At 37.7% G+C, this 21,830-nt stretch carries 20 protein-coding genes; 9 read left to right on the top strand and 11 right to left on the bottom strand.

The annotated features are described in order from the left end of the window. Positions 1 to 93 precede the first annotated feature (93 nt). From dut to pgsA, 3 genes are all read left to right on the top strand, one after another. Positions 94 to 543: a dUTP diphosphatase gene (gene dut, locus SCALIN_RS02995; RefSeq protein WP_096892779.1), complete on the top strand. Its 450-nt coding sequence runs from the start codon at positions 94 to 96 to the stop codon at positions 541 to 543. A gap of 117 nt (positions 544 to 660) precedes the next feature. Next, a complete protein-coding gene (locus SCALIN_RS02990) occupies positions 661 to 2,970 on the top strand; it encodes a DNA translocase FtsK (protein WP_096892778.1) in 2,310 nt (769 codons plus the stop codon). A 77-nt stretch (positions 2,971 to 3,047) separates the two neighbouring features. Next, complete coding sequence (gene pgsA, locus SCALIN_RS02985; protein WP_096892777.1) at positions 3,048 to 3,656, top strand: CDP-diacylglycerol--glycerol-3-phosphate 3-phosphatidyltransferase; 609 nt, start codon at positions 3,048 to 3,050, stop codon at positions 3,654 to 3,656. 227 nt (positions 3,657 to 3,883) lie between these two features. Here pgsA and SCALIN_RS02980 read toward each other — a convergent pair whose 3' ends face one another. The 4 genes from SCALIN_RS02980 to recN form a co-directional block, all read right to left on the bottom strand. Continuing rightward, entirely contained in the window at positions 3,884 to 4,525 is a 642-nt protein-coding gene (locus SCALIN_RS02980) for a hypothetical protein (RefSeq protein ID WP_096892776.1), read from the bottom strand. Between the two features lie 571 nt (positions 4,526 to 5,096). Continuing rightward, entirely contained in the window at positions 5,097 to 6,533 is a 1,437-nt protein-coding gene (locus tag SCALIN_RS02970) for an inorganic phosphate transporter (RefSeq protein ID WP_096892774.1), read from the bottom strand. A 21-nt stretch (positions 6,534 to 6,554) separates the two neighbouring features. Continuing rightward, positions 6,555 to 7,229, bottom strand: a complete 675-nt coding sequence (locus SCALIN_RS02965) for a TIGR00153 family protein (RefSeq protein ID WP_096892773.1) — start codon at positions 7,227 to 7,229, stop codon at positions 6,555 to 6,557. Between the two features lie 225 nt (positions 7,230 to 7,454). Further along, complete coding sequence (recN, locus tag SCALIN_RS02960) at positions 7,455 to 9,179, bottom strand: DNA repair protein RecN (RefSeq protein WP_096892772.1); 1,725 nt, start codon at positions 9,177 to 9,179, stop codon at positions 7,455 to 7,457. 548 nt (positions 9,180 to 9,727) lie between these two features. Here recN and SCALIN_RS02955 point away from each other — a divergent pair. Both SCALIN_RS02955 and SCALIN_RS02950 read left to right on the top strand, forming a co-directional pair. Continuing rightward, the gene (locus SCALIN_RS02955) at positions 9,728 to 10,291 is read left to right on the top strand and encodes a hypothetical protein (protein ID WP_096892771.1); all 564 of its coding nucleotides are present in this window, start codon (positions 9,728 to 9,730) and stop codon (positions 10,289 to 10,291) included. Positions 10,292 to 10,963: 672 nt separating this feature from the next. Then, positions 10,964 to 11,602: a PEP-CTERM sorting domain-containing protein gene (locus SCALIN_RS02950; RefSeq protein ID WP_096892770.1), complete on the top strand. Its 639-nt coding sequence runs from the start codon at positions 10,964 to 10,966 to the stop codon at positions 11,600 to 11,602. Between the two features lie 126 nt (positions 11,603 to 11,728). Here SCALIN_RS02950 and SCALIN_RS02945 read toward each other — a convergent pair whose 3' ends face one another. Further along, positions 11,729 to 13,399: a GspE/PulE family protein gene (locus SCALIN_RS02945; RefSeq protein WP_096892769.1), complete on the bottom strand. Its 1,671-nt coding sequence runs from the start codon at positions 13,397 to 13,399 to the stop codon at positions 11,729 to 11,731. Between the two features lie 180 nt (positions 13,400 to 13,579). Here SCALIN_RS02945 and SCALIN_RS21920 point away from each other — a divergent pair, with 180 nt between their 5' ends. Then, positions 13,580 to 13,741 (top strand): hypothetical protein, encoded by a 162-nt coding sequence (locus SCALIN_RS21920; RefSeq protein ID WP_162532119.1) that lies wholly within the window; start codon positions 13,580 to 13,582, stop codon positions 13,739 to 13,741. Between the two features lie 62 nt (positions 13,742 to 13,803). Here the strand turns inward: SCALIN_RS21920 and gspG are convergent, their stop codons facing one another. Beyond that, the gene (gene gspG, locus SCALIN_RS02940; protein WP_096892768.1) at positions 13,804 to 14,256 is read right to left on the bottom strand and encodes a type II secretion system major pseudopilin GspG; all 453 of its coding nucleotides are present in this window, start codon (positions 14,254 to 14,256) and stop codon (positions 13,804 to 13,806) included. Between the two features lie 282 nt (positions 14,257 to 14,538). Here gspG and SCALIN_RS02935 point away from each other — a divergent pair, with 282 nt between their 5' ends. The 3 genes from SCALIN_RS02935 (at position 14,539) to SCALIN_RS02920 (ending at position 17,965) form a co-directional block, all read left to right on the top strand. Then, positions 14,539 to 15,342: a hypothetical protein gene (locus SCALIN_RS02935; RefSeq protein WP_096892767.1), complete on the top strand. Its 804-nt coding sequence runs from the start codon at positions 14,539 to 14,541 to the stop codon at positions 15,340 to 15,342. Between the two features lie 15 nt (positions 15,343 to 15,357). Continuing rightward, positions 15,358 to 16,830: a sodium:solute symporter family protein gene (locus SCALIN_RS02930; protein WP_096892766.1), complete on the top strand. Its 1,473-nt coding sequence runs from the start codon at positions 15,358 to 15,360 to the stop codon at positions 16,828 to 16,830. 361 nt (positions 16,831 to 17,191) lie between these two features. Next, complete coding sequence (locus SCALIN_RS02920) at positions 17,192 to 17,965, top strand: DUF3786 domain-containing protein (RefSeq protein WP_096892764.1); 774 nt, start codon at positions 17,192 to 17,194, stop codon at positions 17,963 to 17,965. Between the two features lie 212 nt (positions 17,966 to 18,177). On the opposite strand, the gene SCALIN_RS02915 is transcribed toward SCALIN_RS02920, so the two are convergent. The 5 genes from SCALIN_RS02915 to serA form a co-directional block, all read right to left on the bottom strand. Beyond that, positions 18,178 to 18,498 (bottom strand): cupin domain-containing protein, encoded by a 321-nt coding sequence (locus tag SCALIN_RS02915; RefSeq protein WP_096892763.1) that lies wholly within the window; start codon positions 18,496 to 18,498, stop codon positions 18,178 to 18,180. A 10-nt stretch (positions 18,499 to 18,508) separates the two neighbouring features. Continuing rightward, positions 18,509 to 18,940: a VOC family protein gene (locus tag SCALIN_RS02910; RefSeq protein WP_096892762.1), complete on the bottom strand. Its 432-nt coding sequence runs from the start codon at positions 18,938 to 18,940 to the stop codon at positions 18,509 to 18,511. Positions 18,941 to 19,042: 102 nt separating this feature from the next. Further along, on the bottom strand, positions 19,043 to 19,630 hold the full coding sequence (locus SCALIN_RS02905; RefSeq protein WP_096892761.1) for a flavin reductase family protein: 588 nt from the start codon (positions 19,628 to 19,630) through the stop codon (positions 19,043 to 19,045). Between the two features lie 12 nt (positions 19,631 to 19,642). After that, positions 19,643 to 20,143: a deoxycytidylate deaminase gene (locus SCALIN_RS02900; RefSeq protein ID WP_096892760.1), complete on the bottom strand. Its 501-nt coding sequence runs from the start codon at positions 20,141 to 20,143 to the stop codon at positions 19,643 to 19,645. A 1-nt stretch (position 20,144) separates the two neighbouring features. Continuing rightward, a complete protein-coding gene (gene serA / locus SCALIN_RS02895) occupies positions 20,145 to 21,767 on the bottom strand; it encodes a phosphoglycerate dehydrogenase (protein ID WP_096892759.1) in 1,623 nt (540 codons plus the stop codon). Positions 21,768 to 21,830: the final 63 nt, after the last annotated feature.

Raw genomic sequence — 21,830 nt, 5'->3', positions numbered from 1 at the left:
TTTTATTCCGACAGAACGTCTATATGCCGTTACACTGGTAAGGATTCATTCGAGTCGACGATTTGTCCTTATATAAATATTCGAGAGTAAGTGATGCAGAAAATTAATCTGAAGATAAAGAGAAAAAATGGTTGCGAAGATCTGCCATTGCCTGGTTATATGAGCCAGGCTGCAAGCGGTATGGACCTTTACGCAGCAGTTGAAGAACAAACTATTGTTGAAATAAATGAAATCAAACTAATACCTACGGGGATATTTATTGCGTTGCCTTTTGGTTATGAAGCACAAGTCAGACCTAGGAGCGGACTGGCCTTGAAATATGGAATAACATTAGTTAATTCACCGGGAACTATAGATAGTGATTACCGTGGTGAAATTGGTATTATATTATGCAATCAAGGTAAAGAGAGTTTTATCATAGAGAGAGGTATGCGTATTGCCCAATTAGTAGTCCAGCCGGTTATCCATGCCAAACTCGAAGAAGTGGATGATTTGGATGAGACGCTTAGAGGAGAAGGTGGCTTTGGGCATACCGGACATTAGATATTTGTTTCATTAGCTTCTTAAATATAATGTTCAGATGCTCTATAAAATTTTATATAAAAGTTCTTGCCGACAGGCAGGAATATAATAAATTAGCAATAGAAGGGGCTAATTTATATGGAAAGAACTAGAGTTTTTCATTCGGCATATTCAATTGTTATCTGTACTGTTGGAATATTTTTATTGATAAGTATTGCGACGTTCTCGCCAAATGACCCTCCATTTGCAAATTATCCTGTAAATAGCCCAGTACAAAATTACTGTGGAAAGATTGGGGCCAGTATCTCCGGTTGGTTGCTGACATGCATAGGAATAACATCATATCTGTTTGCGTTCCTGGTTGGTGCTTTGGGCGTATTGTTATTTATAAAGAAGAGAATAGACATTCTATGGGCAAGAATGATTGGTGGAATATTGTTGGTTGTTTCTATTTCACCTATACTGGGAATCCTTGAGAATTTTACCAGTTTATTTACAAATCCACTTGAAACAGGCGGTATTATAGGGATGATAGCCGCATTTAGATTGACAGAATACCTGGGTATTCCGGGTGCATGTATTTTGTTGACGCTGGGGTTCCTTATTTCCATAATGCTTATTTCCAATAAACCGTTAGATACATTCTTTATATGGACGTATAAGGAAATAAGGAAAATATTTAAATCAAAATCTGTTATAAAAACAGATATACTGTCAAAAGAAAAACATTTAGAACCTTTAGTAGAAGATAATACTCAGGTTGTAGATAAATGTTTAATAAACGCTAAATGTGAAACGGAAAGGGCAGATGCTGTTGGCGAAGAGCATGAAGAAGGAAAAGAGGATGAGGATGAAGATGAAGGATTTGTCAGTGTTGTGCCTCCGTCTCCGCCGCCACAGGCTGTGAAACTAAAGCCAAGAAAGAGGACTTTTTTTTCAAGAGAGAAAGAACTTGTTGTGCCTAAAGGAAAGCACAACAAGTTTGAAGATACAAACTATATCCTGCCACCGGTTTTACTTCTGGACCAACTTAAAAGACATATACATGACAGCGACGAACACGTCATGGAGAAGGCGACCGTATTAAAAGAGACATTAGAACAGTTCAAAATTGTTGCTGAGGTTGTAGGTTTGGAAAAAGGCCCTTCCGTCACGATGTATGAACTGAATTTGGCGCCTGGTACAAAGGTTGGGAAGATAATAAATCTTTCTGATGATATTGCCATTGCACTGAAGGCTCCAAGCATACGTGTTGTTGCGCCTATTCCTGGGAAATCTACTATTGGAATAGAAGTTCCAAATACACATAGAAAGCCTGTTCAGATGCGAGAGTTGTACGAGACAGCAAGTAAAGAGATGCACAAACGTACTATACCTCTATTGTTGGGAAAAGATATTGCCGGCTACCCATTGATATCTGATCTTGCTGCAATGCCGCATTTATTAGTTGCCGGAACAACAGGTTCAGGAAAATCCGTGTGCCTTAATTCAATAATATTAAGCATGCTTCTTTTCCAGAGACCTGAAGAGTTGAAACTAATATTAATAGACCCGAAGATGGTGGAATTTTCATCTTTTAAAGATATTCCTCATCTAATAGCACCTGTTGTAACTGATATGAAAAAGGCTGCTGGAATTCTTGAATGGGCTGTCACTAAAATGGATGAAAGATATTCTCTGCTGGCAAGGGCTGGTGTCAGGGATCTTAAAAGTTATAATAAATTAAGTGATTCTGAGAAACGAAAGAGACTAGATCCGGAAGGCGATACAGGCCTTGGTGATATTCCGCTTTTCATGCCTTGTATGGTCATAGTTGTTGATGAGTTAGCGGACTTGATGATGGTTGCTTCAAAAGAGGTAGAAGCTTCAATTATCAGACTTGCTCAGAAATCCAGGGCAGTTGGAATTCACCTTGTTGTCGCAACTCAGAGGCCGTCAGTTGATGTAATTACCGGGCTGATAAAATCTAATTTACCTTCAAGGATTTCATTTCATGTCTTTTCCAAGGTTGACTCACGGACAATTTTAGACCAAAACGGAGCGGAAAAACTTTTAGGTAAGGGAGATATGCTGTTTCTGCCGCCAGGTACATCCAAATTGTCAAGAGTACAGGGAGTATATGTCAGCGATGATGAGATCAATAGGATTGTTGATTTCCTTAAAGATATGTCTAAGCCGGAATTCAGTCCGGAATTAAAGGTATGGCAGGGGTCTTTAAAAGAGAGCAATGCAACAAAAGATGAACTTTATGAAGAAGCAGTAAGAATTATTTTAGAAACACAGCGTGGATCTGTATCATTGCTGCAACGCAGATTGGAGATTGGCTATTCTCGTGCGGCAAGGTTGATAGATTTGATGGCAGAGGATAGTATAGTTGGTGAATATAAAGGGAGCCAGGCAAGAGAAGTTTTTGTTACGCTTGATGAGTGGGAGTCACAGCAGAATTAAATAGATTTTCTGGTTTATACATATCCTCTCAAAAGATAGGATAATTATTTGCACAATTTTTTTTTAAACTATTAATCATGGGAAATAAAAATGTTGGAGCTGAAACAGAGGAAGAAGAGTTTAGTATTATGAGAAGTGTAATTTTTAATATTCCAAACCGAATCACACTTTCCCGGCTCTTTCTTGCTATAGTATTTTTTGTTTTTCTGACTTACAGGTATCTTGATGTGGCCCTTGTTATCTTTTTTGTTGCGGCTGCTACTGATTGGCTGGATGGGTATTTAGCCAGGAAATGGGAGCTGTCTACAGACTTAGGACGACTCGTTGATCCATTTGTTGATAAGGTTATTATCTGTGGTACATTTATTATCTTTGTGGATATTGCAAAAGAGATTATAGCGCCATGGATGGTAATTACAATAGTGGCCAGAGAATTTCTGGTTAGTAGTATAAGGGGTTTTTCCGAATCAAAAGGTGTTAAATTTGCCAGTAATATATGGGGGAAAACCAAGATGTTTATTCAGTCGTGGACTATTTGTGCCATGATTATTTACTACGCTCACTTTAAAAATATAAGTTGGGCAGAATATATGGTTACAGCTTTCATGTGGATCACAATTATTGTTACTATTTGTTCCGGTATAACCTATGTATACTCAGCAAAGAAAACGCTACTGGCTGCTTAACGGATTATAAGAGCCAGTAGCCAATATCAATTACTCTATAAACAGTGAGAGATAAGAAAACACTGAAGACTTTAATCCCATCCTTTAAAAGGAGGGGTAGTGGGTGTTTATTAGTTAATAATTCATAAGCTTTCTATATCTAGAGTCCTAGGTATTACCTTATTTGCAGTCTTTAGCATTATCCATGTTAGACTATCTTGAAAATTATTGTTTTTCAAGATAAAGAATCACTCTTTTACAACAAACATTCCTTCCATATTGCCAATCAGCACCACTTTAATTCTATCGTGCCAGAGCTTGCCAAACTCTTTTATCTGCTCATCAGTGCCGCTTCCGCTAACTGACAGAGGCATTAACTCTCCCATCTTAGGATCAGCAGGCAGCATGCTATTATTATATGATACTTCTACTTTTTTCCCATTGTCTAGTCTTTCAAAAATCACCGAACAGATAGCGCCTGCAGGAGCTTCGCTGCTGTCATCAAATGTCAGTAAATTATGCCTGTTGAACTTTCCGCCTCCTAATCCATGAAATCCACTTTCCCCGGCAGCGCCAGTTATAAGCGTGACAACTTGAGAAATCGGGCCATTAACCCGGTAATCAATACCACCTCTGAATGTCACCTTAATATTCCCTCTTACAGGTATTTCATTTCCATGTAGATGGTTTAACGCAGTCTGTGTTAAACGATAGGCGCCGGAGACAGCTGGGCATGAATGTCCTGCTGTCTTTACCGCATCTTCATATCTATATACAAACGGTTCGTCTTTATCCATCGCCCCTAAAGCGACGGCAAGAGGATCTTTCATTTTAATTGGTTCTACCTGATCAAGAAAATCTATGTTGAATTTAGTCTGGCCTTCTGCCATTATTTTTCCTCCAAATATGATTGATATAAACAAACAAGATAATAAAACGTTCAAATATATAAAAAAATTTATTTTTAGTTGTTTCAATGCTTAATTCTCCTCGTCATTCTGCTTAGAAGTAATTCTAAGGCGAAATCCTTTTATAATAATTAAGAATGCACCTGTTCCCAGCAGTAAATTAAAAAGGTTAAGAGGTAGTGGCAATAATTTAAAGCCTAAAAAAAATGTTTCTAATATAAGAAGAGTACCCAGACAAAAGTAAAAGAAAATAAGGAACCAGTTTAATCCGCCTATAGTCTTTTTACAGTTTGTACATTCATACGTATTTTTGTTGCAAGACGGTATAAAACCATAGATAACGCCTGTCATCTCTTTAAATTGTACAAGACTTGAACAGTTCGGGCACTTCTTCATAATGTAGTCAAATGATTAAAACGTTTAATTATAAATGGTGAATGTGAAAAATCAACTTCTAAAATATTGTTGTATAATAAGAAATTACAAAAAAATAATACTACGATTAATCCCGATATGAGTGGTTATAATGTTTTGGTAACCTGCCGTCTGCACATTAGGCAAATTGTCCGGTAAATGCGTATCTGATAATATAATAGAAAACAATAGTGATGCCCGCGCCGGCTGGTATTGTAATAACCCAAGAAATGAGTATATCGCGAATAGTTGATAGATTTAAAGAATTCAAACCCCTGGCAAGTCCAACACCAAGGACAGCACCTACAAGAGTGTGTGTTGTCGATACAGGTAATGCCAGCTTAGATGCTAAAACTATTGTTATTGCGGCCCCGAATTCAGCAGCAAATCCCCTTGTCGGAGTCAGCTCTGTAATACATTTACCGATAGTTTCAATAACCCGCCATCCCCATGTCGCAAGTCCGATGACAATACCCAGACCTCCAAGCAAAAGAACAAACAAAGGAACCTGGGCTTTCATTTCAATTACACCTGAACTGACAGCAGAAAGAATTCCTGCTAAAGGTCCGATAGCGTTAGCCACATCGTTAGCTCCGTGAGCAAACGCTACAAAGCAGGCGCTCAATATCTGTAGATAAACAAAAATCTTTTCTACTGTCAGATAATCAGTACTTACATGTTTTATGTGAGTGTATTTTTCAAGCTGATTTGAAATTTTTTCTGAACTATCCAATATCTTAGTTACTTCGTCTGAAAGCTCTCCGGTAGTTGACTCTTTCACTCTTCTCAGATGCATAACAACCTTCAACATGCTTTTTTCTACCTTTGGGTCAATATGGTCGTCATGATTCTCTTCTGTTGATGTTGAATTGATCCTGTTGACCAGTGGAATGCTCACTAAAGCTCCAATTGATCCGATAAGACTTGCGAGTATCAAGGCATCGTAAAGCGATAGGTCCATATGGAGATTTTTTAAGCCCTTAAAAACCATCACCAGTGTTAAAATGCCAAGAACAAAAAAAACCAGAAAGGGGGTCATCTTCTGTGCAGATTTAACAGGAGTTTTGGAATAAAAAATCATCTTGCGCAGGAGGCAGAAAATCAGAAAAGAGATTGTTCCACTTAGTAAGGGAGATACTACCCAGCTCGCAGCAATCTGTGAGACCGTATCCCAGTGAATAGAAGAAAATCCGCTGAATACAATACCGAAACCCAACACTGAACCAACTATTGAGTGGGTCGTAGAAACAGGCCAGCCCCTGAACGAAGCAATATTAAGCCACGCGCCTGCCGCCAGCAATGCCGCCATCATGCCATAGATATAACTGTTTGGGTGGCCGGTAAACACAACAGGCTCTATAATCCCTTTTCTGACAGTGTTTGTGACATGAGAACCTACTAAAAAAGCCCCGGCAAACTCCATCAGTGCAGCGACTATTATTGCCCATTTAAGTGTTAGCGCTCCTGATCCAACAGATGTTCCCATGGCGTTGGCGACATCATTCGCGCCGATGTTCCATGCCATGTAGAAGCTGATGACTAAAGCAAGAATAATAAGTATGGTTTCTGGGCTCAAGGTGAATCTCTCTAGTATTATTTATTCAAGATCTAGTAAATTGCGGATACGATGAGCCAATTTTTCAGAAGTGTTGGATAGAGTCCTGATTTCTTTTAAAATCAATAACCACAGTTGGAGTTCGCCATGTGTAAACTGGTCTTCATTAGAGAATATATTTTTAAGTAACTGCCGTTGAGAGAGATCAGCTTCATGTTCTCTCAGGGCAACTTCCTGTACCATAGACTTCACTCTTTCTGCTTCACGCCCAGCAAAAGATGTTTCAAGCAAATTATCAAAATCTTCTATGATAATTTTAACGAGTTCAAATGTTTCAATATTCTTATCTAAAAAGTTTTTGAAATCATCTTTGAAAATATCTTTTAGAGTAAGTTCCTTAAGTGTAAGTAAAATCCCTATATCCTCACAGTCATCAGCTATATCATCCTGTAATGATAAAATTTCTAATAACGCACTTTTACTTATAGGCATAAAAAGTCCACCAGGGAGATGATTACGCAACTCATTTTTTGTGGTATCTGCTCTAGCTTCCTGTTTTGAAATCTCTTTGGCTAACTTTCCAACTAATTTCTTATCACCTTTTTCTAATGCAATAAAAATCTCTTTTGTTTTAGTTACACAGCCGTTTACTTCCTGCATATGCTTCAGAAGTGGTGCAAACGGTGATTTAGCAAATAATTTAGCGAATGTTCTCATAATTAATGATTAAACAAAACCGTATTAAGGTGCTGATTGATTCTGCCTATCTATTTATCTAGTTTAGAATTTGTGTATTAAATCAAAAACCTGTAGGATTTCAATGTAATTTTATAATTAAACAACTCTTATTTAACATATTACTGGTTCTGGCAAAATCAATCAATCATCAAAGCTGTGTAAGCCATATGTCTAGAATGCTTTACAGCATGAATTCTATATGATTTACCGCTTAGATACTGACATCTGCTTCATAAATTTTTTTGCGTCATCAAGCATCTCTTTTGCCTGTTTCCTTGTCACAATGCTCTTCTCCTCACCTCTTATCATTTCCGCAATCTCTTCAAGTTGCTCTTTTGAAGAAAGATTATCGATAGTTACAGATGTCTTATTGCTCCTGACGGTTTTATTTACCTTAAAATGTTGTTCCGCATAACTCGCGATCTGTGGCAGGTGGGTTATACAGATAACTTGATGTGACTGTGCGACCAGTCTTAGCTTTTCGCCGATTACACGTCCCATTCTGCCTCCAATATTGGCGTCAATTTCATCAAATATCAGGACAGGAGTCTGATCTGACATTGCCAGGTGTCGTTTCAATGCTAGCATTATTCTTGAGATTTCACCCCCGGAAGCAATCTTCCTGAGCGGTTTAAGCTTCTCTCCCGGATTGGATGAGAACATAAACTCAACACGGTCGAACCCGGAACGGTTGGCATTTTTTATTACCACCAGTTCCGTATTGGTGCTGTCTAATGCAGATACGTTAATATCAAATTTTCCGTCAGTAATTCCCAGGTCTTTTAATTCCGTTTTGATAAGGGAGGATAGCTTTTTAGCAGATTTATTACGGCTTTGTGTCAGCGTTTTACCCGTATTAATTAGTTCATTCTTTAATTTTTTCAGTTCAGACTCTATGATCTCTGTATCCTCATTCTCCTTTAACATTTGTTCCAGCTTTACACTAGTATTATCTCTTTTAGAAAGAATATCCTCGATTGAATCACCATATTTCCTTTTAAGGCTTCTAATTGTTTCTATTCTCTCCTCAATTTGTTCCAATCTCCCCGGATCATAATCATACTTTTCTATATCGTTTCTCAGTTTATTTGCGATATCTTCTAACTGATAAATAGTCTGGTTACACACTTCTAAACTATTTTTAAACCCTTTTTCAACATCCATAATTTTTGAGAGTTCGGTCGCAATCTCTTTTAACCCGTCAATTATAGAGTGATCTGACTCATATAAGCTGTTAGAACATAATGAAAGTACATTTTGGATTTTCTCTGAGTTTGCGAGAATATAACGCTCCTCTTCCAGGTTTTCATCTTCTTTCTTTTGCAATTGTGCGCTTTCAATCTCATCTATTTCATAATTATAAAGTTCAATCTGCTTCTTTCTTTCACTCCGTTTCTCGTCTAAGGAGTTTAACAACTTCACTTTATCCAGGGCATTACAATATATATTAGAAAATTCACCTCTAAGACTATCAAGCTTGCCAAAACTATCAAGGGTTCTAAGCTGTTGAAACGGGTTAGTTAGTGATTCATGTTCATGTTGGCCATGTATATTAACCAATTGTTCACCGATCTCTTTCAATAAAGAGACCGTTATCGGCTGGTTGTTCAGTTTGCATTTATTTCGGCCTTTGTGGTCCAATACTCTCTGTATGATAATCTCTTCATCATCAATATTATCAATATGACTGTTAATGCCTTGACGAATTTGATAACTTTTAATGAAGAATAATCCACTTACTGAAACGTCTTTATCGCTGTTTCCAACAATCTCATTATTTGCTCGACTGCCAAGAAGGAAGTTTAATGCACCGATTATCAAAGATTTACCGACACCTGTTGTACCGGTAAAAATATTTAAACCTTCATCGAATTTTATTGTAATCTTGTCAATCAGGGCGAAGTTGGAAATAGTAAGTTCGTTCAACATGGGTTGAATTGTAACAAATGAATATGAAAGATTGCACGGAATATTATTGACATAAACAAATAAATCGTTAAATTACCCTATAACCATAACTTGTAACTATTACTTGTAACTATTACTTTAAGTAATTTATTATGGTAAGTTCTAAACAGTTATTGTTTAGAAATATTATATAATGAAAATGCCTTAATCTTCAAAAATATCCGGTTAGGTTTTTGTAGATAACACTTTTATCCTACCCGCCTGCCTGTACCTATTCGGGCAGGAATTCCTTTATCGGGTATCCAGGAGGATCGTTTAATCTGGATTCCCAACTTAAGCTTGTCTTTGTATGCTCCTCGATTAAAGTATACGAGGACAAGCTTAAGTTGGGAAAATGCGAAAATAACAGTTTTAGAGCATTTATTTTTATTTGCAAAATTCTGATCGAATGCTACTGATTAGTCTAACTAGATTTACTATTTTGAATCCATCACTGTTATAAAAAAAAATGTTAAAGTTATTCTGTTTTGAATGGCAAAACGGCTTAAACATTCTTTAAGGAGAAATTTATGGCAAATGAAAAACCAAAGAGAGTAGTAAAAAAAACTGTTGAGAAGGCTGGAAGCTCCTCAAAAAAAGCGATATCAAAGAAAACAAGTGCTACTACAAAGAAGACAACTTCAGTCCAGAAGAAAAAGAGCTCTATTAAAAGAGAGGCAACTCCCAAAACGAAAAAAACAGTAGTAACAAAGGTCACAAAAAAAACTTCTGAAAAGAGCAAACCAAAGGTATCAACAGCAAAAAAACCGACAACAGTTAAAGGAAAAAAACCGGTGTTAAAGAAACTGGCAACTCAAAAAGCAGCGGCAAAGACTCCGGTCAGGAAGACCACTAAAAAGGTGACTACTGAAAAAAATACCGATATTAAAATTGAGAAGGCAACGAAATCTCAAGTTGAAAAAGTAGAGAATGTAATAGAAAAACTTTCTCAAAAACCGGATCAACACTATATTACGACAGTCCCAGGTGTGTTTAGAAAAGTACCCGGGCCTAAGAAAAAAAGAACAGCACCAGATGCCCATAAGGAATTGCCAATTACAGGAATATTAAATTACTTGAAGAATATGTTTTAACATGTCTGATTCGTCATTAAATAACATTTAATCATTTCTTTACGTGCGGGTGTGACAACAACAGAGTGCTACGAAGTAGGGGGGTGGTTATCCTGCCACTATAAGTAACGACTTCAAATGTTAATACCTGCGTTCATGTCATTATCTCTATGGGCTATACAAATCTTTTTTTTAATCACGCTCTTAAGAGAACACCAAAATGGAAACCTCTCGAAAAACCCTCGGCGCATTTTGTCTATTGAAGAGAGGAAAATGTTATCAATACTCCCTGCCAAAACGATTTCTGAATCTACAAGGAAATGAAAAACCTAATAGAGATCCAAGGCTTACAAGTTACTCATCTCTACCCCGATTCGATAAATCGCTCAGGAAGCTCGAAGTACATGAAAAATACTTTCGAAAGCGGGTTGTTTTTTCTGTAATACTTTTGGTTGAATTGCATAACCCCTTTCTTTATATTTTTCATTGACAGGTCACCGTTCTTTTGCTATAATTACCAAACGTTTGGACATGAATATAGTAGATGTCTGTAGTTTTTCATAGTCATATAAATAACATATTATAAAAGACTTACGTCTTTATTAGATATTGAATCATAAGACTGATGAGATTAAGTAGTGCTAAGTAATAAAATTATTTTTGAATCTATCTATATAGAAGGAGGGAAAAGCTGTGAAAATTAAATTAACAGCCATAATTTTCATTTGTCTGATTTCGTTTGGTCTTGGTATGAATAAGAACTCATACGGGTTGCAAATAGTGAATCAGGTTGGTGCAGACAGTGTTGATGGGTCATCAGCGCTGACATTTAATGGCAGTAACGGTTGGATTATTCTCAATAAGACATGGACCCACTCATATGTAGCTGAAGCAACCAATATAGATACCATTAATTTTGCAACTTTGGAAATAGACCTACTTGATGCTGATGGTGGTTTTCTTAGAATGCAAAACGGAGGGACAACAATAGCGGACTTCAATCCTCCCAATGTAACGCAGGACAATGGTACGCCAGGACTATGGCGTGATTCAACCCACGCTAACGCTAACAACACAACGTTTGCGATAGACCTGCCTACATTTGAGACTGCCTTATTATCCGGCTCATTTACAATAGCAGGACTTAACCAAGGCATGACTATTTGGGGAACAAACCGGGCAATATTAACGATAGACTATGAAGCAGTAGCTACAGCTCCAGCTTCAGTGCCTGAACCAGCCACCGTTGCTCTTCTTGGAATCGGCATAGCAGGGCTAGCAGGTACGGAATTAAGACGAAGACGAAAAAAGAAAGCAGTTGTTAACAGCTAGGTATTTTTTTATCAATATTGCTTTATTATACAGTTATATAGACGCCTGCATTCTTCGAAAAAAGAGGTTTGTAGGCGTTTTTTTCTGACTTTTGTTTTCATATGAAACACTCCTATATATATCGTCTTAAGCTGAAGTATCATCAGTTATCCTTTCAAGTTCACTCAGTGAGGTGATCCCGTCTTCTACTTTTAAGAGCCCGTCCTGCCAGAGTGTCCTCATTCCGTTTTTAATAGCTTCCTTCAGTACTACATTTGAGCGTTCACGGTTTACTATCATTTTTCTGATATTATCATTGACAATGAGCAGTTCTGAAATAGCAACTCTACCTCTGTATCCTGTATGGCTGCATTCAACACAGCCTTTTGGACGGTATATTGTTTTATTGATTCCAATCCTTGACATTGTGTCTTTGTCTAGATGGTGTTCTGCCTTGCATTCGCAGAGTTTTCTTACCAGCCTTTGAGCAAGGACCGCAATGATGCATGTAGAGACCAGGTAGTCTTCCATGCCCATATCAAGAAGGCGATTAAAGGCGGAAGATGCATCATTCGTATGCAGTGTTGATAAGACAAGATGACCTGTCAATGATGATTGTATAGATATACCGGCAGTGTTCTTATCCCTGATCTCTCCAACCAGTATTACATCAGGATCATGCCTCAAAATTGAACGCAGGCCTGAAGCAAAGTCCAAGCCTACTTTACTATTAACTTGTATCTGGTTTACTCCTTCAAGGCTGTACTCAACCGGATCTTCAACTGTTATAATCTTTAAAGAAGGAGATATTATCTCTTTTAGTGAAGCATAAAGTGTAGTGGTCTTGCCGCTACCGGTAGGGCCTGTTGCCAGAATCATGCCCTCGGATTTTTTTACAAGCTTTCTGATATTACCCAGAACATCCTCACTGAATCCAAACGTAGACAGGTCTAGAACGATGTTTGATTTGTCCAGGATACGGAGCACTATGCACTCTCCATATAGCATTGGTATTACTGACACTCTGAGGTCTATCTCTTTACCACCAACCTTAAGACGTATTCTACCATCCTGAGGAAGTCTTTTTTCGGCAATATTCAGATGTGACATTATTTTTATCCTGTTGATTGTCGCAAAATACACATCGCGTGTAGGAGGTGGATAGTCTATGAGAACTCCGTCTATCCTATATCTGAGTTTTGGCTTGTTTTCAAACATTTCAATATGTATGTCGCTTGCACCAATCTCAAGAGCTTTATTAAGTGTATTGTTTACCAGCCTCACGACCGGCGCTTCCAAGGCAAGATCTTTCAACTTTTCTATATCATCAACAACATCATGATCTATTGAGTATGCAGACTTATTTTCTTCTGCAGTTTCATCTTCATATGTTTCTTCTATTGAGGCAATAATATCTTTTTCACAACCTACAAAGATATTTATCTGTTTATCAGTAGTTAATTCTATCACTTCCACAAGTGATTCATCAGATGGATCAGTGAAAGCGATGTCCAGATAGCCATCATGTTGCTTAATTGGTATAATTCTATTGGAGTGTAGAAAGTTTTGAGGTAAACAATCAACTACGGGAAGTTTCTCTTCTTTCTTTCTATGCCATGTCTTCAAATTAAACAAATTGCCAAGAGCATCCCGCAAGTCTTCTTCTGAAATAATACCAAGATTGAGCAGTATTCTATCAGGCTTTTCGTGGGTTTTTTCCTGTAGTTGTATAATTTTTTCTAAATCATCTTTTGTTATTTTACCCACATCTAATAGTTCTTCCAGAAGTTTACTATTTTTATCATCTAGTTTTGACATGCTTTAGTGTGTTAGTTGTTAAAGTGCTATTGATCAATATAAATCAGGAATTGTACAGATCGTTTAGTTGCCAATACAGGTTGTTTGGAATTATTGAATGGCTTGCAAAGGTTATCACGTGTAAAATTCTACTCAAAAATTACGGATACATGAGAAGGATATAGCAAGTGATGATAGATAATGTCCACTCGTATAATTGAATTTACGTTTGTCTACAATCCTTTCTTAACTAAGAAAAAACCCTCGGTGCCTGACGCACCGGGGAGAGAGGAGCGTGTCTATGTGTCACTTATCAAAGCTGTTACGAAAAGGCATGGAAATATCATCAATTACTATAAATAAAACTATCAGGTGATAAAAATAACTTCATATTTAGAACTAAGGGTTGTGAGGAGTCGTGTTTTTTATTCCCAGCTTACTATATCTTTATTTTCTTCTGAGCCGCCCTCAGTTCCATCTGCTCCATAAGAGAGGAGATCATAGTCCCCATGCGTACCTGGATATTTATAAATATACTCAGCGCCCCATGGATCTTCAGGGATCTTATTCTTTTTCATATATGGCCCTTTCCAGTTTTGTATATCACCTGGTTTCGAATTTAATGATTGCAGTCCTGATTCCTGTGAAGGATACTTTCCTGTGTCCAGCTTGTATACTTCTAATGCTGTAGATATTAATTCAATTTGTGCTTTTGCCGTTGTTTGTTTCGACTCACCTACACGGCCTATAAGTTTTGGAACAATCAACGCGGCAAGTAACCCTAAGATTACCATTACAATTAAGAGCTCTATTAATGTGAAACCTGAGATTGAATCTATTTTTTGATATGATATTTTGTTGCTTCCAGATTTCTTCATTTATTTGTCCATTTCTTAAAAGTTTATTATGTAAAAATTAATAGTGCAAAGACTTATGGATTATAATAAAATGTTATTTCCATTTCTACAGAAAATTTACTCTGACAAATAAAATATCATAAATAATATTTCTTTATATTTCACCACATAATGTGATTAATTGAGAATAATAGAAATCAGGTACATTCAAGTGCTTTTTTTCATTTGAATTCGATAATATCAAATGATATAAACCAAAACAACTTGTCTTTAATATAACCTCTTTGAAAGAAACAAGGATAAATGCCTGTCAAAATCAGTTTAAATCCAAAATCATTTACGAGAAGAGTCTTCTGGAGCTTACTGGGATTTGAACTTGTCATTGTATTTCTTGATATCTTCATTAATCACTACAAATGGTCCTCAATAAGCACTATCAGAGGAATGTTAAATATTACCCGTGAAGATAGCCTTTCTAATTGGTTTTCCAGTATTCAGGCTGTTACAGTCGGAACGGTAGTCTGGTTAACTGCCATTGGTGTGAGAAGGCAGATGAAGGGCGGTAATTATATACGAAAGTTTTATTGTTGGGCGGGTATAGGAACTTTTTTCATTTATCTTGGCATTGATGATGCTATTAAGTTTCATGAACGTATTGGAACCGCTTTTAAAGTTGTTTTTTTTGAATCTGATGATTCTTCTGAATCTGTTACAGGAGTGATAGGTTCTGCATATGATTTTTTCCCCAGCTATACATGGCAACTGGTTTTTGGACCAATTTTTATATCAATAGGTATTTTTATTATATGGTTCCTGTGGCAAGAGCTTTCTTCAAGAAAGCTATGGTATTGGTTTTTAGGTGGTATCAGCCTTTATGCTGTTGCAGTAGGGCTGGATTTTGTAGAGGGGATAGATGGAGAAACATATGAGAAAATGGGTATTGCCGGGTTCTTCTCTACTTATGAATACCGAATCAGGCATATGTCAAAAACACTTGAAGAGTTTCTTGAAATGCTTGGTACAACGACTTTTCTGATTATTTTTTCAAAGAATTTATTCAGACTTTCACCAGAGTGGAAAATAAACATATTTGATAAGCCTTTCTGAAGAGGCAAAGCGACCATGAAAGATATAGCACTTCTCGATACAACGGGTATTGTTTTTATGAGTGCGTACCTGGTGTCACTCCTTCTGATAGGCATTGCAGGTAGATTAGCACGCAAAGAAGACTCTCTGGCAGATTTCTACTTAAGTGGCCGCGGCATGGGACTATTTGTCCTTTTTCTCACTCTCTATGCAACACAGTATAGTGGCAATACATTAATTGGCATGGCGGGGAAATCATATCGTCAGGGATATACATTCCTTGTAAGTGTTACATTTATGATGTCTGTCATTGGTGCATATTTAATTTATGCACCGAAGCTTCACCGCCTCTCAAAAAAACAAAAATATATTACAATAGGAGACTACATTGAGCACAGATACGGGTCACCAGTATTAACCACATTTATCACTATTGTCTGTATTATAACAGTGGGTAGTTATATACTGACTAACTTAAAAGCTATAGGTTATATAGTTGAGGCTACAACAGGTGGAAGAGTAACGTTTGTGCAGGGAATAATTACACTGTCACTAATTATGGTTATTTATGAAACGCTTGGAGGTATGAGAAGTGTTGCATGGACTGACGCAATACAGGGTATTTTACTTATTGCGGGATGTCTGTTTATTTTCTGTGGTATAGAGTATCAATATGGAGGAATATCTGCAGTAGCAGAGAAATTGATTTCGTCTCATTCTGATATGTGGCATCCACCGGATTTTGCACAGAAAAGAATATGGCTCAGCACAATAATAATTATATTCTTCGGCATATCAATCTATCCGCAGGCTATTCAGCGTATATATGCTGCTAAAGACGCAAAAACACTAAAACGTTCTTTCCAAATAATGATTTTCATGCCCTTTGTAACAACTTTTTTTCTGGTTATAGCTGGAATGGTTGGTATGAACAGGTTCCCCGGACTTGATAAAAGGGGTAGTGAGGAAATAACCATGCTTTTACTTAATGATATGGCGATGTATATTCCTGGTGCAAAATATTTTATAATACTATTTCTTTCCGCAGCAGTAGCAGCCATCATGTCTACCGTAGATTCAGCCCTCCTGGCTATCTCATCACTGTTTACTCAGGACATATACAGACGGATTTGGCCAACTGCTTCGCAATCTCATCTTACCGGTACCGGTAAAATATTTTCATGGAGCATAATGGCGTGTATGGCATATTTTGCCACCAGCCTTCCTCAAACAATATGGAGACTTACTGAGATGAAACTTGAAGTTCTCTGTCAGGTAGCACCTGCAATTTTTCTGGGATTACATTTTAAGTCAATACGTGGAATTACTATTTTGGGTGGACTCTCTATTGGTATCAGCGTAACTCTGTTTATCATGTTTTCTGAAAACATGGGGGTGCCCATTGTACCCAAACCGTGGGGAATACATGCAGGAGTTTGGGGTCTTATAGCTAATTTTCTTATTGTTGGATATTTTTCATATTTCAAAAGATCTCCTGTGGTGTGTTGATTAGTATAAGAGAATATTGTATATTGTATTTACTTATTATGTTATTCTCGCCTCTCTGGAATGAAAATATCATTTAAAATTACTGGGATTTGAAAATAATTTATGACAAAGTTCAGATTATGTTGTATTTCAGCATTACTTCTTGTCGCATCGGTACCATGGTTTTTTACAGAATTCAGTACCAGTAATATCCTCGGGTTTCCATCATGGGCCTTTTACAGCCTCTGCGTTACAGTATTGTACGCAGTAGTAACTGCTGTTTTCTTTCAACTCTATTGGTCTCTGTTTGCAGATAATAAGGAAGAATAAGGAATTCGAATAAAATTTTGTGTTAATTTACGAAATAAGTGCCTGAGTTTTAATGATTGATATTTACAAAAAATTACCGGGAAATAACTGTGGAGAATGTGGAGAATCTACGTGTATGGCATTTGCATTGAAAGTAACCAGTGCGCAGAGAAAGATGTCTGAATGTCCTTATGTAAAACAGGAAGATGAAGTGTCGGTTGATCAAGAATCGGTAGTTACTATTGAGAATAATTATAAACGGGTAAGCAGGGAATTAGAGAAAGAGATTAAGGACATTGATCTCAAAGAGGCGGCAGATGCCATAGGCGGCAATTACGATAAGAGAAACGGTAGGGGCTCGATTAGGTTAAAAATGATGAATAAAGAGTATGAGGTCAATAATGAAGGCCTTTTTGCAGATGCAAAGTATGTTGAACACTCCTGGTCAAAAATCATCATCTATGACTATGTTCGTCGAAAAGGAGAGATACCTTTAACAGGTGATTGGGTATCAATGGGGCACTTCCCTGACGCGGCATCACATTCAAAGGCTTTTCAAAAAAATGCGGAAGATAAAATAGCAGAAAAATTTAACAATGATTTAACTGGACTTGTGTCAAGATGCAGAGAGTTAGAAGGCTTTGAGACCATCGGAAAGTTGAAGGCAGATTATATTTGTGGATTTAAGCTTCTGCCGTGTGTGCCTTTGTATTTATGTTTCTGGGAAGCTGATGATGAGTATTCCGCAAGCTGCAAGCTCCATGTAGACAGAAACGCGGAAGCCTATTTAGATATTGAATACCTTGCATATCTTCTCGAGTGGTTTGTAAAAATATTTGTGGAGTAAACACATACATCACTTCATCATGCGTATTCCGGTCAAAAATAATTAATGTACCCTGGAACCCAGGAGTATATTGATTACTGGTTAGGTCATCTATTTCATTAACGTACATTGAATACATCAACTAATAATCATAATGACGGATATGACTTATATGCAAAAATGGTCAAATCTATATTTAGTTCCGATACCAAGCTGTGCTTGCCAGGTTGCGTTCAGTAGTGTACCGCAAGCCAGATAGTCTCTCCTTCGGGACAAGTCCATTCTACACGGTGTTTACGGTGAGCGGGTATATTGAGGTAATCACCGGTTTTCATGATAACCGTCTGATCATTACCCTCAAACAACAGGCCGGCATTACCTTTTAATATGAGCACCCATTCGTTTCTGCCCTGATCATACCACTCTCCTTCAGAGGTTGAGTGGGATCGAGAAATAATTCGTTCAATTTTAATTTGATGAGACTGGACAATTGTCTCTATGATTTCCTCAGGCATTTGTTTTTGTATACCGGAGAACACATTACTGACATTCATTTTGTTCCTCTCAGTATTGAGCTAATTCTAATAGGATTCTGTCTGGTCCCCAAAAGTAAACCAGACGTTTTCCGGTCTTAGGATATGTGTGTATCGAGCTGAGAAATTTAATCCCTTTATCTTTAAGGCTGAGGACTTCTGCATCAATGTCATCAACTTCAAACGCGATATGACGGAATCCAATCTGGTTTGCTTTGTCCATATCCAGATCTTTTTCGGATGGAGGAGAGGAGTACTCAATCAATTCCAGGTTTGTCTCTGTTCCGGGCAAGTATAGTGTCGCATACCTGGCCTTCACGTCAGCAAGACCGACTATCGAGGATATCCATTCTCCTGACAACTCAGATGCATCACCAATCTCTAAACCAAGCTGAATAAAAAACTCTTTTGTTTCATCAAGATTGCTGACAACGATATTAACATGATTAATCTTCTTTAACATTACTGATTAGTATGGAGTCCCCGCGAAAATTCCTCAGCGCCTTTTGTCCGGGGAAGCAGGGCTTCTCTCTGAATAAGATTTCGAATGTAGTGGACTGAATCCTCAGGGTTTTTTATTTAGACTTCGTATCTCCTTCCCCAAAGAAAACGCATTTCCCAGAGACTTGCCAACTCCGTGATATGTGCGTATTACAGGAGCAAAAAAAACAGGTAAGACTTTATTAATGTCAGGCAACTCTTCCTCCCCAAGCACAGACTCATCAGCCTTAACATCAACAATTTCACCAATAAATTGAGTGTGTATACCAATTTCATTTTTGTGTATCATCTTACATTCAAGGATCAGGGGAAACTCTTCTATATAAGGAGCATCAACCAGATCACTTTTTACGGGAGTCAGTCCGGTATCAACAAATTTATCCGTTTTCCCCCCTGTGGCAATACCAAAATAATCAGCCTCTTTAATATAATGCTCAGAAGGAATATTTATAGTAAATGCTTTTTTCTCTATAATATTATCATAAGAGTACCTCTCTTTTCTCACAGATATATTGACACAAGGTGGTTTCGAACAGCAAATACCACCCCAGGCAATTGTCATTACATTAGGCTTGCCTTCTCTATCATATGTGCCCACTATCCAGGCAGGAGTTGGAAATGCCAGAGTCTTTGCTCCTAATGATTTTTTCATGAATATTTTTCCCTATTGATAGTATTGCTGATGTTCATTATGTTTATAAACCAACTCAATGCCAGCTTCTTTAAACATACTTTCAGATTCTTCTCCCTGGTGATATTTCCTCTCACAAACAACCCTCTTTATTCCACAATTGATAAGAAGCATAGCACACGTTCTGCAAGGGGTCATTCTGGTATAAAGTGTAGCTCCAGAGATAGAAACACCTATCCTTGCAGCCTGACATATTGCGTTTTGTTCAGCATGAACCGTACGCATGCAGTGTTCAGTGACTTCTCCATTTCCATGAGTGATTTTTTTAATATGGTGTCCTGCATCGTCACAATGTGGGAAACCGGAAGGAGAACCTACATATCCTGAAACTATGAATTGCCTCTCTTTCGCAATGACACAACCGCTCTTTCCACGATCACACGTTGCTCTCTTGGAGATAGCATTAGCGACTTCCATAAAGTAGTCATCCCAGGACGGTCTTTTATCTGTGCCACTTTTAATATAATCATCCATTTTAATTCAAGTCAATTTGATGAACGGCAATAACATTATCCAGCTTCATCAGTTCTTCCAGGATCATTTCATTGACAGGTTGGTCAATATTAATAAAGGATACTGCTTCCTGAAGACAAGATTCATTCGACCCCGGTTGAAAAGTTTTGTCCAGAGTCAGTTGCATTCGAGAAACATTGATTTCATGACTACCCAGGATAGAAGTAGCTTTACCAATTACTCCAGGTCTGTCATAGTTATGAAGGACCAGGAGATAGCCATCCGGTATTACCTCCAGAAAAAAATCATTAAAATGAACAAATCTGTAATTTTTCTTCCCAAATACTGTGCCCGCTATCAAATTAGTCTGCTTTTCGCCAGAAACTGAAAATGTAATTTGATTAGCAAAATCCTGTACATGGTGTACCAGGTTTTCTTCAACCACTATCCCTCTGGATTCGGCTATACTGAGTGCATTAACAAAGTTAACAGACCCATCAGAAACCGTATTTAAAAACCCGTGTACTAATGCTGAAGTCAAGGCGCCCGTATCATAATCGGTTACGGAACCGGAATAACTGATAGTTAATTTTTTAATTTCCTCATGGGTTTCACGATGTATCTGACCTTGAAAAGACCCTAATTTGTCACAAAGTTTCAGATATGGGCTAAGTACCTTTACCATTTCTGAACTGATAGAAGGGCAATTAATTCCGTTACGTATTTCTCCCGTTAGAAGATAGTCCCTGATTTGCTCTGCAACCTGTACAGCAACATTCACCTGAGCCTCTGCTGTAGAAGCTCCTAAGTGCGGTGTGCAGACAACACCTTCATGTTGTAAGAGAGGATTGTCTTTAGGAGGCGGTTCTTCCTTAAAGACGTCAACCGCAGCGCCGGCAATTTTTCCGGAATTTAAGCCATCAATAAGGTCAGATTCATTGACAATTCCACCACGCGCGCAATTGAGAATACGGACTCCCGTTTTCATTGTCTCGATACTCTTTTTGTTGATCAGGTCGCGTGTAGAATCATTTAATGGGACGTGTACTGTGATATAATCAGAACGCTCAAAAAGCTTCTCTTTTGTAACCAGCTCAACTCCATCTTTTGCTGCAACTTCAGATGTCAAGAAAGGATCAAACACAATGACTCTCATCTTAAGGCCCAGTGCACGGTCAGCTACAATCTTGCCTATGTTTCCATACCCGACAACACCCAGTACCTTTCCAGTAATTTCTGTTCCGGTAAATTTGGATTTTTCCCATAGTCCCGCATGCATACTCTTATCTGCCTGTGGAATATGTCGGGACAGTGACATGAGCATGGCAATAGCATGTTCCGCGGTAGTAGTAGCGTTTCCGCTGGGTGTATTTACTACGATAACACCGCGTTCTGTGGCAACATTGCAATCAACATTATCAACTCCAATACCTGCCCTTCCAATAATTTTCAGTTTATTTACCGCTTCAAATACTTCTTTAGTAACTTTAGTCGAAGAACGGATAACAAGCGCGTCAACATCCTGAAGCTCTTTTATTAACTCTTCCGTACTCATACCTGTTTTGTACACTACCTGTATCTCATCAACCGCATTCAGCACATCAATACCGTCTTGAGACATTTTATCTGAAACAAGGACTTTCAATTTCTACTCCTTTTAATTTAATTAAATAGAATAATTATTATGTTGTAAAATAAATATTATATA

Source organism: Candidatus Scalindua japonica, from assembly GCF_002443295.1.
In the GTDB taxonomy this organism is placed as follows: domain Bacteria; phylum Planctomycetota; class Brocadiia; order Brocadiales; family Scalinduaceae; genus Scalindua; species Scalindua japonica.
Note: the sequence above shows the minus strand (reverse complement) of the source record. Positions and strands in the feature narration are given on the sequence as shown.

Excerpts from the sequence above, each read along its gene's own strand:
- SCALIN_RS02905 (WP_096892761.1), bottom strand. The coding sequence starts at position 19,630 with ATGAAAAAATCATTAGGAGCAAAGACTCTGGCATTTCCAACTCCTGCC.
- SCALIN_RS02915 (WP_096892763.1), bottom strand. The coding sequence starts at position 18,498 with ATGAATGTCAGTAATGTGTTCTCCGGTATACAAAAACAAATGCCTGAG.
- SCALIN_RS02920 (WP_096892764.1), top strand. The coding sequence starts at position 17,192 with ATGATTGATATTTACAAAAAATTACCGGGAAATAACTGTGGAGAATGT.
- SCALIN_RS21920 (WP_162532119.1), top strand. The coding sequence starts at position 13,580 with ATGTCCACTCGTATAATTGAATTTACGTTTGTCTACAATCCTTTCTTA.
- SCALIN_RS02980 (WP_096892776.1), bottom strand. The coding sequence starts at position 4,525 with ATGGCAGAAGGCCAGACTAAATTCAACATAGATTTTCTTGATCAGGTA.
- SCALIN_RS02930 (WP_096892766.1), top strand. The coding sequence starts at position 15,358 with ATGAAAGATATAGCACTTCTCGATACAACGGGTATTGTTTTTATGAGT.
- pgsA (WP_096892777.1), top strand. The coding sequence starts at position 3,048 with ATGGGAAATAAAAATGTTGGAGCTGAAACAGAGGAAGAAGAGTTTAGT.
- SCALIN_RS02945 (WP_096892769.1), bottom strand. The coding sequence starts at position 13,399 with ATGTCAAAACTAGATGATAAAAATAGTAAACTTCTGGAAGAACTATTA.
- SCALIN_RS02965 (WP_096892773.1), bottom strand. The coding sequence starts at position 7,229 with ATGAGAACATTCGCTAAATTATTTGCTAAATCACCGTTTGCACCACTT.
- SCALIN_RS02900 (WP_096892760.1), bottom strand. The coding sequence starts at position 20,143 with ATGGATGATTATATTAAAAGTGGCACAGATAAAAGACCGTCCTGGGAT.
- gspG (WP_096892768.1), bottom strand. The coding sequence starts at position 14,256 with ATGAAGAAATCTGGAAGCAACAAAATATCATATCAAAAAATAGATTCA.
- dut (WP_096892779.1), top strand. The coding sequence starts at position 94 with ATGCAGAAAATTAATCTGAAGATAAAGAGAAAAAATGGTTGCGAAGAT.
- SCALIN_RS02910 (WP_096892762.1), bottom strand. The coding sequence starts at position 18,940 with ATGTTAAAGAAGATTAATCATGTTAATATCGTTGTCAGCAATCTTGAT.
- SCALIN_RS02990 (WP_096892778.1), top strand. The coding sequence starts at position 661 with ATGGAAAGAACTAGAGTTTTTCATTCGGCATATTCAATTGTTATCTGT.
- recN (WP_096892772.1), bottom strand. The coding sequence starts at position 9,179 with ATGTTGAACGAACTTACTATTTCCAACTTCGCCCTGATTGACAAGATT.
- SCALIN_RS02935 (WP_096892767.1), top strand. The coding sequence starts at position 14,539 with ATGCCTGTCAAAATCAGTTTAAATCCAAAATCATTTACGAGAAGAGTC.
- SCALIN_RS02955 (WP_096892771.1), top strand. The coding sequence starts at position 9,728 with ATGGCAAATGAAAAACCAAAGAGAGTAGTAAAAAAAACTGTTGAGAAG.